Origin of the sequence: Saccharothrix hoggarensis (genome assembly GCF_042678885.1) — a bacterium.
GTDB classification, from domain to species: Bacteria; Actinomycetota; Actinomycetes; order Mycobacteriales; family Pseudonocardiaceae; genus Actinosynnema; species Actinosynnema hoggarensis.
The window spans coordinates 1,881-14,861 of record NZ_JBHTLK010000025.1; the positions used below are offsets into that span (position 1 = coordinate 1,881).

Annotated in this window: 11 protein-coding genes; 8 read left to right on the top strand and 3 right to left on the bottom strand. The window is 71.3% G+C overall.

Annotation, left to right across the window (positions count from 1 at the left end; translation table 11 throughout):
• Nucleotides 1–56: 56 nt before the first annotated feature.
• A complete protein-coding gene (locus ACFQ3T_RS07735; protein WP_380721744.1) occupies nucleotides 57–3,320 on the bottom strand; it encodes an AfsR/SARP family transcriptional regulator in 3,264 nt (1,087 codons plus the stop codon).
• Between the two features lie 229 nt (nucleotides 3,321–3,549).
• Here ACFQ3T_RS07735 and ACFQ3T_RS07740 point away from each other — a divergent pair, with 229 nt between their 5' ends.
• From ACFQ3T_RS07740 to ACFQ3T_RS07760, 5 genes are read left to right on the top strand one after another with little or no spacing between them, the layout of a single operon-like run.
• Nucleotides 3,550–5,232 carry an ABC transporter substrate-binding protein gene (locus ACFQ3T_RS07740; protein WP_380721746.1) on the top strand — a complete coding sequence of 561 codons (1,683 nt, stop codon included), beginning with the start codon at nucleotides 3,550–3,552 and terminating at the stop codon, nucleotides 5,230–5,232.
• Nucleotides 5,233–5,272: 40 nt separating this feature from the next.
• Nucleotides 5,273–6,277, top strand: a complete 1,005-nt coding sequence (locus ACFQ3T_RS07745) for an ABC transporter permease (protein WP_380721748.1) — start codon at nucleotides 5,273–5,275, stop codon at nucleotides 6,275–6,277.
• A 6-nt stretch (nucleotides 6,278–6,283) separates the two neighbouring features.
• The gene (locus tag ACFQ3T_RS07750; protein ID WP_380721750.1) at nucleotides 6,284–7,216 is read left to right on the top strand and encodes an ABC transporter permease; all 933 of its coding nucleotides are present in this window, start codon (nucleotides 6,284–6,286) and stop codon (nucleotides 7,214–7,216) included.
• A 3-nt stretch (nucleotides 7,217–7,219) separates the two neighbouring features.
• Nucleotides 7,220–8,215, top strand: a complete 996-nt coding sequence (locus tag ACFQ3T_RS07755) for an ABC transporter ATP-binding protein (protein ID WP_380721752.1) — start codon at nucleotides 7,220–7,222, stop codon at nucleotides 8,213–8,215.
• 32 nt (nucleotides 8,216–8,247) lie between these two features.
• Complete coding sequence (locus tag ACFQ3T_RS07760) at nucleotides 8,248–9,348, top strand: ABC transporter ATP-binding protein (RefSeq protein ID WP_380721831.1); 1,101 nt, start codon at nucleotides 8,248–8,250, stop codon at nucleotides 9,346–9,348.
• Nucleotides 9,349–9,394: 46 nt separating this feature from the next.
• Here the strand turns inward: ACFQ3T_RS07760 and ACFQ3T_RS07765 are convergent, their stop codons facing one another.
• The gene (locus tag ACFQ3T_RS07765) at nucleotides 9,395–10,102 is read right to left on the bottom strand and encodes an SDR family oxidoreductase (protein WP_380721754.1); all 708 of its coding nucleotides are present in this window, start codon (nucleotides 10,100–10,102) and stop codon (nucleotides 9,395–9,397) included.
• A gap of 83 nt (nucleotides 10,103–10,185) precedes the next feature.
• Here ACFQ3T_RS07765 and ACFQ3T_RS07770 point away from each other — a divergent pair, with 83 nt between their 5' ends.
• Nucleotides 10,186–10,623: a winged helix-turn-helix transcriptional regulator gene (locus tag ACFQ3T_RS07770; RefSeq protein WP_380721756.1), complete on the top strand. Its 438-nt coding sequence runs from the start codon at nucleotides 10,186–10,188 to the stop codon at nucleotides 10,621–10,623.
• A 129-nt stretch (nucleotides 10,624–10,752) separates the two neighbouring features.
• Here the strand turns inward: ACFQ3T_RS07770 and ACFQ3T_RS07775 are convergent, their stop codons facing one another.
• On the bottom strand, nucleotides 10,753–11,316 hold the full coding sequence (locus tag ACFQ3T_RS07775) for a TIGR03086 family metal-binding protein (RefSeq protein WP_380721758.1): 564 nt from the start codon (nucleotides 11,314–11,316) through the stop codon (nucleotides 10,753–10,755).
• Between the two features lie 51 nt (nucleotides 11,317–11,367).
• On the opposite strand from ACFQ3T_RS07775, the gene ACFQ3T_RS07780 reads away from it, so the two are divergent.
• Complete coding sequence (locus tag ACFQ3T_RS07780) at nucleotides 11,368–12,015, top strand: TetR/AcrR family transcriptional regulator (RefSeq protein ID WP_380721760.1); 648 nt, start codon at nucleotides 11,368–11,370, stop codon at nucleotides 12,013–12,015.
• 539 nt (nucleotides 12,016–12,554) lie between these two features.
• Nucleotides 12,555–12,905, top strand: coding sequence for a peptidase inhibitor family I36 protein (locus tag ACFQ3T_RS07785; protein WP_380721762.1), 351 nt, complete (start codon nucleotides 12,555–12,557; stop codon nucleotides 12,903–12,905).
• Nucleotides 12,906–12,981: the final 76 nt, after the last annotated feature.

Consider the following 12,981-nt stretch of genomic DNA (forward strand, 5'->3'; position numbering starts at 1 on the left):
AGCGCGGGAGCTGCGCGCGGTGGGCCGCCTGGCGGGCTGAGCGGTGGGTTGCGCGGTCACCCGGCCAGTTGGGCGCGCACCACGTCCGCCTCCGGCGAGCCGATGGCGGTGAACCACTCCAGCGCCGTGCGCCAGTGCTCGGCCGCGCCGGCCCCGTCGCCGGTGGCGGCCAGCGCGTCACCCGCCAGGTGGGCCGCCCGCGCCCGCACGAACCGCTGCCCGGTGGCCCGGCTCAGCTCCAGGCACCGCAGCGCCAGGTCCAGCGCCTGGGTCACGTCGCCCTGGTCCAGCCGGACGCGCCCGAGCACGGCCAGCACGTCCACCTCGGCGATCCGCAGCCGGTAGCGCACCGCGCTGTCCAACGCCTGGCTGGCCGAGTAGCGGGCCTCGTCCAGCCGACCCGCCGCCCGGTGCGTCAGCGCCAGGCTGCGCCGCGCCGCGCAGATGCCCAGCGGGTAGCCGGTCTCCTCGGCGATCCGCAGCGCCTCGGTGGTGCGCTCCACCGCCTCGTCCAGCCGCCCCAGCCCGCACAGCGCCTCACCCAGGGCGTTCTTCGCGTCGCACAGCCCTTTCAGGTTGCCCAGCTCCTCCGCGATGGCCACGGCCCGCTCGGCCTCCCGCGCGGCGTCGGCCCACCTGCCCCGCATCACGCACGCCAGCGCCAGGCCCTCGTGCGAGAAGTGGGCGAACCGCCGTGCGCCGGCCCGTTCGTACAGCTCGCCGCACCGCTCGTACAGCTCGGCGGCACGCTCCGGCCGGCCGAGGAACAGGTGCACCTCGGCGAGCGCCCGGTGGCTGTCGGCCTGCGTCATCCACGCGCCGAGCCGGTTGCCGACGTCCAGCGCGCCCTCGAACGACGACACGGCCCGGTCGAGCTGGCCGAGCTGCATGTAGACGCCGCCCAGGTTGAGCTGGGCGATGCCCTCCTGCTGCAACGCGCCGATGGACCGGGTGATGACGAGCGCCCGTTCCAGGTGGTCCGCGGCCTGCTCCAGCTCGCCGACGTCGATGTACACGGCGCCGAGGTTCGCCAGCACGGCGGCCTCGACGGCGGGCGCGGCGCCGGTGCGCTGCTGGATCGGGATGGCCCGGCGGAAGTAGTCGACGGCGACGCGGTGCTGGCCGATCGCCCAGTAGAGCGTGCCCAGCGACGACAGCATCGCGACCTCGCCGACGGCGTCCTGGGTGGCCTGGGCGACGGCCAGCCCGGCCTTCGCGGTCGCCAGCCACTCCACCGGCAACCCGATCGTGTAGAAGTACCGCCGCAACGCGTCGGCCAGCTGCCACACGTCGTGGTCGGGCTGCCGGTCGGCGGCGTGCACGACGAGGCCGACGAGGTTGCCGCGTTCGGCGTCGAGCCAGGCCAGGGCCTCGGCGGAGGTGGAGAACAGGCGCGGCGTCACGCCCGGCACGACGTCCGTGCGCGGCAGCCGCAGGAGGGTGCTCTTGAACGCGTCGGTGGCGTTGTCCACCGACCGGATGGACCAGTCCAGCAGCCGCCGACCGGCCTGCGCGCTCTCCGCCGGGTCGTCCTCGAACGCCAGCCGTTCGGCCGCGTAGTCCCGCAGCAGGTCGTGGAACTGGTACCGGCCGGGTGCGTGGTTGTCGACCAGGTTCGCCGTGGCGAGCCGGTCGAGCCTGCGCCGGGCGTCCTGCGTGGTGAGGCCGCCGAGCGCCGCGGCCACGTCCGGCGTGATGTCGCCCGGCGCCAGCGACAGCAGCCGGAACAGCGACGCCAGCTCCGGCTTCAGCGCCGTGTAGGACAGGTCGAACGCGGCGTGCACGGCGGCCCGCTCGTCGCCCTCCACGGCCAGCGCCGCGAGCCGGTTGCCCGCGCGCAGCTCCTCCACGTACGACGAGATGGTGATCTCGGGCCGGGACAGCAGGTTCGCCGCCGCGATCCGCAGCGCGAGCGGCAGGTGGGCGCACAGCTCGGCCAGCTCGTCGGCCGCCTCGGACTGCGACGTCACGACGTCCTCGCCGAGCATCCCGGCCAGCAGCGCCCGCGTCTCCGCCCGGTCCAGCACGTCCAGCCGCACGTTCGACGCGGCGTGGCTCACGGCCAGGCCGCGCAGCGTGTCACGGCTGGTCACGAGCACCGCGCACCCCGGCGAGCCGGGCAGCAGCGGCCGGATCTGCTCGGCGTTGGCCGCGTTGTCGAGCACCAGCAGCACCTGCTGGTCGGTCAGCCGCGACCGGAACATCGCCTCCTGCTCGTCCTGGTCCAGCGGCACGGACTCGGGCGGCACGCCCTGGGCCCGCAGGAACCGCGGCAGCACGTCCACGGCGCTCAGCGGCGGCCCCTGGGCGTACCCGCGCAGGTTCACGTACAGCTGACCGTCCGGGAAGAAGTGCCGCAGCTTGTGCGCCGCGTGGACGGCCAGCGCCGTCTTGCCCACGCCGGGCGGGCCGGCCAACGTCACCACCGGCACGCCCTGCGCCGTCCGCAGCAACGCCTCGATCAGCTGAACGGCCTGCTCACGGCCCACGAAGTCGCCGATGTCGGCGGGCAGCTGCGACGGGACGACCCGGTCGCGCCGGGCGTTGGCGGCGGCGGTCTGCCCGTGGTCGAGCGCCGGCGACCCGCCGAGCACCTGCTGGTGCACGCGCCGCAGCTCCTCGCCGGGGTCGATGCCCAGCTGCTCGGCCAGCAGCCCGCTGACCCGGCGGTACGCGGCCAGCGCGTCGGCCTGCCTGCCGGACCGGTACAGGGCGATCATCAGCTGCGACCACAGCCGCTCCCGCAGCGGGTGTTCGCTGGTCAGGCGGGACAGCTCGGGGATCAGCTCGGCGTGCCTGCCCAGGTCGAGGTCCACCTCCACCCGGCGCTCCTCGACGTGCAGCCGCCGTTCGCCGAGCCGCGGCACCTCGTCGCGGTGCAGCACCTCCGACGGCACGTCGACCATCGCCGGCCCGCGCCACAGCGCCAGCGCCGCGGTGAAGATCGCCGACGCCGACTCCAGCCTGCCCGCGGCCCGCTCCCGCTCGCCCTCCTCGACGAGCTGCTCGAACCGCATCACGTCGATGGTGCGCTCGTCCACGTCGATCAGGTAGCCGTCGGGCACGGTCCGGATGGGCACGGCCGGGCCGAGCACCTGCCGAAGCCGCATGACGTAGGTCTGCAACGTGCCGCGGGCCCGCGCGGGCGGCTCGGCGCCCCAGATGTGCTCGGCGAGCTCGTCGACCGACACGCCGGCGCCGGCGCGCATGAGAAGGGACACAAGCAGCGACCTCTGGCGCCCCGCGCGCACCACCACCGGTTCGCCGTCGACCAGCACCTGCAACGGCCCGAGGACGCGGAACTCGACCACTGGGCTCACCGGCGACTTCACCTCCGCGCACGTGCAGGTTTCTCTCTCCGTTGTACAGCGTAGGAGGGCGTTTGCCTGATCGGTCGTGGTCACGTTGGGTCAGCGAAGATGAGCCGGACGTATGAGAATGGGGATTCACGTGGCCGGATCGTGACCTGTGTTACCTCGGAAGGGTTGTGGTGACCGGTTATGGTCCCTGACCACACCGTGAGATCCCGGATTTCCCTAGGGGTGTTTGATGGTTCATTCCCGAACGGCCCGGCGCCGTTGGACGGCCGCGATCGGCCTGACCGGCGTCGCTGCGCTCGCACTGTCCGCCTGCGCTGAATCCGCGCGGACGGACGACCCGGGGGCCGGCAAGGTCGGCGGCACGCTCACCTTCGGTGCGGCCGGTGCTCCCAAGCTGTTCGACCCGTTCTACGCCACTGACGGCGAGACGTTCCGCGTCTCCCGGCAGATGTACGAGGGTCTGGTCGGGTTCAAGCCCGGCACCGCCGAGGTCGAGCCCGCACTGGCGACGAAGTGGGAGTCGACCGAAGACGGCAAGACGTGGACGTTCACACTGAAAGAAAATGTGAAATTCCACGACGACACGGACTTCAACGCCGACGCGGTGTGCTTCAACTTCAACCGCTGGTACAACCAGAAGGGCGCCGGTCAGTCCGACGCCGTTTCGCAGTACTGGCTCGACAACTTCGGCGGCTTCGCGGACACCCCGGACAAGCCGTCGCTGTACAAGTCGTGCACGGCGAAGGACGCGAAGACCGCCGTCATCGAGCTGACCGAGGCCACCTCGCAGTTCCCGTCGGTCCTGGGCTTCACGTCGTTCTCGATCTCCAGCCCGGACGCGCTGAAGAAGTACGACGCGGACAACGTCGTCGCAGCCGGTGACAGCTTCACCTACCCGGCGTACGCGACCGAGCACCCGACCGGCACCGGACCGTTCAAGTTCAGCAAGTTCGACAAGGCGAACAACGTCGTCGAGCTCGTGCGGCACGAGAACTACCACGGTGAGAAGGCCAAGCTCGACAAGGTCGTCTTCCGGATCATCCCCGACGAGACCGCCCGCAAGCAGGCGCTCGAGGCGGGCGACATCGACGGCTACGACCTGCCGAACGCGGCCGACTGGCCGGGTCTGAAGGAGAAGGGGTTCAACGTCGCGGTCCGCCCGGCGTTCAACATCCTCTACCTGGGCATCAACCAGAAGAACAACCCGAAGCTGCAGGACCTGAAGGTCCGCCAGGCGATCATGCACGCGATCAACCGCGAGCAGCTCGTCAAGTCGCAGCTGCCCGAGGGCGCGTCCGTGGCCACCCAGTTCATGCCGAACACGGTGGACGGCCACAACAAGGACCTGAAGGCGATCGGGTACGACCCGGAGAAGGCCAAGTCGCTGCTCGCCGAGGCGGGTGCGACCGACCTGACGCTGAAGTTCTTCTGGCCGACCGAGGTCACCCGGCCGTACATGCCGAGCCCGAAGGACATCCAGGCCGCGATCGCGGGTGACCTGGAGAAGGCCGGCATCAAGCTGGAGGTCTCCAGCAAGCCGTGGAACGGCGGCTACCTGACCGACGTCGACCAGGGCGTCCCGGACCTGTTCATGCTGGGCTGGACCGGTGACAACGGCACCGCGCACAACTGGATCGGCACGTTCTTCGGCCGTCCCGACAACCGGTTCAACACCGGTGCGTCGCCGTGGGGCGCGGAGCTGGCCGCCGAGCTGGGCAAGGCGAACGCCGAGCCCGACGAGGACAAGCGCCGCGGCCTGTACGAGGGCCTGAACAAGAAGATCATGGAGGAGTACCTGCCCGCCATCCCGGTGTCCCACTCGCCGCCGGCGCTGGTGCTCAAGGCGGACGTCAAGGGCGTCGTGCCGAGCCCGCTGACCGACGAGAGGTTCGGTGCGGCCAGCAAGGGCTGAGCCGCCGGACAACTCCAGATAGAGACGACGGGGTAGCTCAATGCTCCGCTACACGATCCGACGGCTCATCCAGCTGGTCGGCGTGGTGCTGGTGCTGTCCCTGCTGCTCTTCGCGTGGCTGCGCGCTCTCCCGGGAGGCCCGGTTTCGGCCCTCCTGGGAGAGCGCGCGACCCCGGAGAAGCGGGAGGCCCTCACCAAACAGCTCGGCTTGGACCAGCCGATCTTCGTCCAGTACTTCAAGTTCCTCGGGCGGGCGCTGTCGGGCGACTTCGGCGTGTCGACGGGCGTGCAGCCCGGCGACGAGGCACTGGAGATCTTCCTCCAGCGCTTCCCCGCCACCCTCGAGCTCAGCTTCCTGGCCATCGTCATCGCCATCGCGGTCGGCATCCCGCTGGGGTACATGGCGGCCAAGCGCCGCGGTGGCTGGTTCGACAACCTCAGCGTCGGCGGCTCGCTGCTCGGCGTCGCCGTGCCGGTGTTCTTCCTGGCCTACGTGCTGAAGGACGTGCTGTCCTCCGCGCTGGGCCTGCCGACCGGTGGCCGCCAGGACGCGATCGACGCCACCCGGGTCACGGGTTTCTTCGTGCTCGACGGCGTGATCACCCAGGAGTGGGACGCGGCGTTCAACGCGCTGGAGCACCTGATCCTGCCCGCCCTGGCGCTGGCCACCATCCCGTTCGCGGTGGTCTTCCGCATCACCCGGGCCGCCGTCCTCGACGTGCTGGACGAGGACTTCGTGCGCACCGCCGAGTCCAAGGGCCTCACCGCCCCGGTGATCCGGCGCAGGCACGTGCTGCGCAACGCGATGCTGCCGGTCGTCACGACCGTCGGCCTCCAGACCGGCGCGCTGCTGGCCGGCGCGGTGCTGACCGAGAAGGTGTTCGCCTTCGCCGGCGTCGGCGAGGCGCTGGCCCTCGGGTTCGAGAGGCGCGACTACCCGGTGCTGCTGCTGCTGATCATCATGGCCACGATCGTGTACGTGGTGGTCAACCTGCTGGTGGACCTCTCGTACGCGCTCATCGACCCGCGGATCAGGACGAGGTAGGCCGCGATGGTCACTCCCACCCGTAAGAAGGACCGCATCGACAAGCTGGCCGAGGCCGGCTCCGACGCCGGTGTCAGCCTCGCCGCGAGCGCGTGGCGGACGCTGCGCCGCAGCCCGGTGTTCCTCACCGGCGCCACCATCATCGGCCTGTTCGTGCTGGTCTCGCTGCTGTCGCCGTGGCTCGCGCCGCACGACCCGTCCGACCCGATGCTGATCGACCAGGTCATCAAGGCGCGCAACGAGATCCCGCCGCCCCAGGACGGCCACCCGCTGGGCGGCGACCTGCAGGGCCGCGACTTCCTGTCCCGGCTGCTCATCGGCTCGCAGCAGACGCTCATCGTCGGCGTGCTGGCCACCCTGATCGGGCTGGTCGGCGGCCTCACGCTCGGCACGCTGGCGGGCGCGTTCGGCGGCTGGGTCGACTCGGTCGTCATGCGGGTCGTCGACGTCATGCTGTCGCTGCCCAGCCTGCTGCTGGCGTTCAGCATCAGCGCGATGTTCGCCAAGCCCAACCAGTACACCGTGATCATCGCGGTGGCGGTGGTGCAGATCCCGGTGTTCGCGCGGCTGCTGCGCGGGTCGATGCTGGCCCAGCGGTCCAGCGACCACGTGCTGGCCGCGACCGCGCTCGGCGTGAAGCCCGGCGCCATCGTGTTCCGGCACATGCTGCCCAACTCGCTCGGCCCGGTGATCGTGCAGTCGACGTTGGTGCTGGCCACGGCCATCATCGACGCGGCGGCGCTGTCGTTCCTCGGCCTGGGCAACCCCGACGACCGGATTCCGGAGTGGGGGCAGATGCTCGGCGACGTGCAGACCGTGTTCGACACGCACCCGCAGCTGGCGTTCTGGCCGGCGGGCTGCATCATCGTCGTCGCGCTGGGCTTCACCTTGATGGGCGAAACGCTGCGTGAAGCCCTCGACCCCAAGAGCAGGCGGTGAGTCGTGCCACTCCTTGAAGTCCGTGACCTCACCGTGGTTTTCGAGCGCAAGGGGGAGCAGCCCTTCACCGCCGTCGACCACGTGAGCTTCGACGTGGAGCCGGGCCAGACCGTCGGCCTGGTCGGCGAGTCGGGGTGCGGCAAGTCCGTGACGTCGTTGGCGATCATGGGCCTGCTGCCCAGGCGCGGCGCCCGCGTCTCCGGTTCGGTGCAGTTCGAGGGCGCGAACCTGCTGACGCTGTCCGACCGCGAGATGCGGGACCGGCGCGGCCGCGACCTGGGCATGGTGTTCCAGGACCCGCTGTCGTCGCTGAACCCCGTCATCCCGATCGGCGTGCAGGTCACCGAGGTGCTGGAACGGCACCGGGACATGCCGCGCAAGAAGGCGATGCTGGAGGCGGCCGAGCTGCTGGACAAGGTCGGCATCCCCGACCCGACCCGGCGGCTCACCGAGTACCCGCACCAGCTGTCCGGCGGCATGCGGCAACGCGCGCTGATCGCGATCGCCTTGGCCTGCCGGCCGCGGCTGCTCATCGCGGACGAGCCGACGACCGCGCTCGACGTGACGATCCAGGCGCAGATCCTGTCCCTGCTGAAGGAGCTCGTGCGCGACCTGGGCACCGCGCTCGTCATGATCACGCACGACCTGGGCGTGGTCGCGGGGCTGTGCGACGAGGTGAACGTGCTCTACGCCGGCCGCGTGGTGGAGAAGGCGCAGCGGCACGAGCTGTTCGCCGCGCCGCGCCACCCGTACACGCACGGCCTGCTGTCCTCGATCCCGCGGCTCGACGCGCCGCGCGGGGAGAAGCTGAACCCGATCCGGGGTTCCGTGGCGGACAACATCCCGTGGACCCAGGGGTGCGCGTTCGCGCCGCGGTGCCCGAACAAGCTGGACGTGTGCGTGCAGGTCACGCCAGCCCAGGAGGACATCGGCGGAGGCCGTTTGCTGCGCTGCCACAACCCGGTGAAGCCGCCGGTGGCCGAGGAGGTGTCGGTGTGAGCACGGCTGTCACCCCCAAGCCGGACGCGGCGGTGGACACGCTCGTGTCCGTCGAGGGCATCAAGGTGCACTTCCCGATCAAGCGCGGCGTGATCCTCGACCGCACGGTCGGCCACGTGTACGCGGTGGACGGCGTGGACCTCGCGGTCCGGCGCGGCGAGACGTACGGCCTGGTCGGCGAGTCCGGCTGCGGCAAGTCCACCCTCGGGCGGGCGGTGCTGCGGCTGAGCGAGCCGACGGCCGGGCGGGTCGTGTTCGACGGCACGGACCTCTCCTCGCTGAAGGGCGAGGAGCTGCGCCGGATGCGCCGCCGGATGCAGATGGTGTTCCAGGACCCCATGTCGTCGCTGGACCCGCGGCAGTCGGTGGAGTCGATCCTGGTCGAGGGACTGCGGGCGCACGACCTCGACAAGGGGCGGGAGGAGACCGGCAAGCGCTTGCGCACGTTGTTGACGGCGGTCGGCCTGCCGTCCACGTCGCTGCGCAAGTACCCGCACGAGTTCTCCGGCGGTCAGCGGCAGCGCATCGGCATCGCGCGGGCGCTGGCGGTCGAACCCGACCTGATCATCGCCGACGAGCCGGTGTCCGCGCTGGACGTGTCGGTGCAGGCGCAGGTCGTCAACCTCCTGGAGGACCTGCAGGAGGAGTTCGGCCTCACCTACCTGGTGATCGCGCACGACCTCGCCGTGGTGCGGCACATCTCCGACCGGGTCGGCGTGATGTACCTGGGCGGGCTGGTGGAGGAGGCGACGTCGGACGACCTCTACGCCGAGCCGCTGCACCCGTACACCAAGGCCCTGCTGTCGGCGATCCCCGTGCCGGACCCGCTGGTCGAGGACCGGCGCGAGCGCATCCTGCTCACGGGCGACCTGCCGTCGCCCGCGAACCCGCCCAAGGGCTGCCGGTTCCACACCCGCTGCCCGTGGAAGCAGGCGACCCGGTGCGACACCGAGCGTCCCGAGCTGCGCGAGGTGCTGCCGGGCCACAAGGTGGCGTGCCACTGGGCGGAGGACATCCGCAGCGGCGCGCTCCGGCCGCACGCCGTGGAGGCCGTGCTGGTGGAGGAGGACGGCATCTCGCCGGACATCCCCCTGGTCGGTCCCGCGTCGGTGACCGAGGCGCTGAACCCGTGAGCCGCGGGTCCGGGGGACGTGCGCCGACGTCCCCCGGACCCGGCGGTCAGACCCGCGTCGCCTGCGGGTAGAGCACGGTCGGGTCGGCCGACAGCGCGGCCTTCAGGTCGACCACGCCCTGGTCGGCCAGCACCTCGATCCGGTCCTCCGCGATGCCGTCGAGCGCGGCGCGCACGACGTCGGCCGGGTCGTTCTTCGGCACGTCGAGGCTCGCCGTCATGTCGGTGTCGGTCGGGCCCAGCAGCAGGCCGGTGACCAGCGTGCCCTGCGCCGCCAGCTCCACGCGCACGCCGTTGGTGAGGCTCCACTGCGCCGCCTTGGCCGCGCTGTACGCGGTGGCGCGGTCGTAGGACACCCACGACATCGAGGACAGGACGTTCAGGATCGCCCCTCCGCCGTTCGCGGCGAGGACGGGCGCGAACGCGCGGATCACGTCGAGCGTGCCGTAGAAGTGCGTGTCCATCTCCAGCCGGATCGCGGCCGGGTCGCCGGTGACGAGGTTCTCGCCGGTGATGATGCCCGCGTTGTTGACCAGCAGGGTGACGTCGGGGGCGGCGGCGGCCGCGGCGGTGACGGACTCCGGGTCGGTGATGTCCACCCGCAGCACCTCGACACCGGGCAGGTCGACCAGGTCTGGGTTGCGGGCCGTCGCGTAGACCTTGGCCGCGCCGCGTTCCAGCAGCTGGCGTGCGAACTGCCGGCCGAGGCCGCGGTTGGCGCCGGTGACCAGGGCGACCGAGTTGGCGATCTCCATGCGTTCTCTCCCCTAGGCGTGGGTTGGTCGGCCCAACCTAGCCTGGGCTGGATTGGATTGCACAACCGAGCCATACTGGGGCCGTGACGGAACCCGACGAAAACCCCTGCGCCATGACCAAGGCGGTGGAGATCGTCGGTGAGCGCTGGACGTTCTTCGTCCTGCGAGAAGCGCTGGCCGGCGCGAGCCGCTTCTCGGAGTTCCGCTCCGCCCTCGGCATCGCGTCCGACGTGCTCACCGCGCGCCTGGCCAAGCTCGTGGACACCGGGCTCATGACCCGGCAGAGCTACCGGGAACCGGGGCAGCGCCCCCGGGACGGCTACCACCTCACCGAGCCGGGCCGGCAGCTCAGCCTGGTGCTGTGCGCGTTGCAGCAGTGGGGGAACGACCACATCCCGTGCACCATCCCCACGGTCGCCTACCGCGCCGCCGACGGACGGCCCGTGTGCGTGCAGTTCGTGGACGAGCACGGCGTGGTGGTGCCGCGGGGCGAGGTTCACGCGGAACGCCCGGCGGGCTGACGCGCCCGGCGAGCTGACGCGGCTCCGGCCGGCGGGAGCTGACGCGGGTTGGCGAGCGTGCCGGGGTCGACACGGCCGTGCCGGGAGCACCTCCCCCCTTGCGGCGGCGCCCCCGGCACGGTGATCGGCTTACGCCGACCAGTTCGGCGAGCGGCCGAGGAGGCCCACCAGCCGGTCCGTGATCGGCGCGTCCTCCGGCACGTCGACCGGCAGCGCGAACGCCGCTCCCGGGCCGCGGACGTCCGGCGTCGTCGGGTAGTACCGGGCCATCCGGTACGCGGCCGTGGCCGGTTCGGTGTCGAGGGTGCTGTCGACGCCGATCGCGCGGCAGAGGTCCCAGGCGTGCACCAGGTTGTCCACGAAGTGCGCCGCCACGAGCGACTTGCCGGGTCGGAGGCCGTAGCCGGGGAACTCCATCACGCGCTCCAGCACGCCGTCACCGCGGAACGCCTCGGTGACCGCGTCGCTCGCCGCCCGGTACGCGGTGAGCATGTCGTCGCTCGCCGGCTCGGCGACGGGCGCGCCCGTGACGGCCGCGGTGAACGACAGCGTCGACTCGACCTGGTGGCGCAGCAGTTCGTAGACGGTCCAGCCGGCGCACGGCGTCGGGAGGTCCAGGTGGGCCTCGTCGAGGTCCGCCCAGAGCTTCAGGTTCAGGTCGAGTGCCGACCGGTTCAGGTCCAGGAGATCCATGCGTCCATCCACCCCTCAAGTTGTACGAACGATCGTACAATTAGTTTGCCGGTGGTCAAGGGGGTTAGCGTGGACGACGTGAAGGTCGACGGACGCGTGGAGCGCGGCGAGCAGACGCGGCGGCAGATCCTGCGGCGGGCGGCGGAGATCGCCTCGGTGGAAGGTCTGGAAGGGCTGTCGATCGGGCGGCTCGCGGCGGAGCTGGAGATCAGCAAGAGCGGGGTGTTCGCGCACTTCGGGTCGAAGGAGGAGCTGCAGCTCTCGACGGTCCGGGCGGCGGCGAAGATCTTCGTCACGCTGGTCCTGGAGCCCGCGCAGGCCCTGCCGCCCGGGTTGGCGCGGCTGGAACGCCTGCTGGACGGCTGGCTGGCGTACTCGGAGAACCGCACGTTCCCCGGCGGGTGCTTCTTCTACGCGGTGCAGGCCGAGTTCGACGCCCGGCACGGGCGGGTGCGCGACGCGATCGCCGACTACGGGCGGCGGTGGAACGAGGTGGTGCGCGACACCGTGGCCGAGGTCTCCGGTGTGGACGACCCCGAGCAGCTGACGTTCGAGCTGATCGCGTTCCTGGAGATGGCCAACGCGCAGTCCGTGCTGCACGACGACCCGGCCGCGTACCGGCGGGCGCGCGTCGCCGTCCGGAACCGGTTGGCCGAGGCGGCTCAGGCGGCCGGGGCAGGCGCCTCGGCGCGTCGTTGAGCGGCGCGCGTTCACCCGCCGTGCGGCCGACGGCGAAGTTGACCAGGTCGGACAGCGTGCAGCCGACGGCGGCCACCAGGATCACCGCGGCCGGCGGCAGGTCGCCGGACGCGGCCGGCACGCCGCAGCCGATCGGCACGGCCTCGGTCGGCGCGAGCGGCACGACGGCGACCACGAACAGCACCACCAAGGCGGTCATGGTTCGGCAGCGCCACGGGAGCGCCGATCGTCTCCGACCTGTCGGTGTCTTCAGCTTCCCGGCGCGGCGGTCACGCCGACCACGCCCCGTGCCCGCCGCGGCCACCCGACCGGGTGGTCATCGCCACGACCCGCGGTCCCAGCGGTGATGTGATTGATTTCGGCAATTCTTCGAGGTAATGCCTCGGAATCACCAACTTTAGTCGTCATTCCACTGTGTACTGGTCCGGCGCGGTGCTCCGGGCGTACCGTCGAAGTGCATTCCGATAAACGTCAGCGGAATCGCATCGCGTTCTCAGGGGAGGATGATCTCCATGCGTATTTCTCCGCTTCCGGCCCGGATGGCGAAGCTGCTCACCGCGGTCGGTCTGTGCGCCGCCGCGACCGTCGCACCAGCGGCAACGGCAACGGCCTCCACGGGCGCCGCGTGGGACTGCACCGACAACTACATCTGCTTCTTCAAGGGGGCGGACGGCACGGGGGAGCGCTGCCAGTACTCGAAGAGCCATCCCCGGGCGAACGAGATCTGTTCGTGGGGACTGGTCAACGCGCATTCCGTCCGGAACCGGTCGAACGACCGGGTGCACTACTACGCCGAGCACAACTACCGGAGCCGGATCGGCAGCACCGTGGCAGGCGACCAGGGCAACCTCGCCGGCACCTACACGATCCGCTCGCTGAAGTTCGGCTGACCACGACGTCCCGGACGACCGCGGCGGCCGGGGAGGTCATGGCCGCCATGCCGGCCTCGCCGCAACGGGGGCGTGG

Coding starts and splice junctions, on each gene's coding strand:
- ACFQ3T_RS07740 (WP_380721746.1), top strand. CDS start 3,550: ATGGTTCATTCCCGAACGGCCCGGCGCCGTTGGACGGCCGCGATCGGC.
- ACFQ3T_RS07745 (WP_380721748.1), top strand. CDS start 5,273: ATGCTCCGCTACACGATCCGACGGCTCATCCAGCTGGTCGGCGTGGTG.
- ACFQ3T_RS07750 (WP_380721750.1), top strand. CDS start 6,284: ATGGTCACTCCCACCCGTAAGAAGGACCGCATCGACAAGCTGGCCGAG.
- ACFQ3T_RS07765 (WP_380721754.1), bottom strand. CDS start 10,102: ATGGAGATCGCCAACTCGGTCGCCCTGGTCACCGGCGCCAACCGCGGC.
- ACFQ3T_RS07775 (WP_380721758.1), bottom strand. CDS start 11,316: ATGGATCTCCTGGACCTGAACCGGTCGGCACTCGACCTGAACCTGAAG.
- ACFQ3T_RS07785 (WP_380721762.1), top strand. CDS start 12,555: ATGGCGAAGCTGCTCACCGCGGTCGGTCTGTGCGCCGCCGCGACCGTC.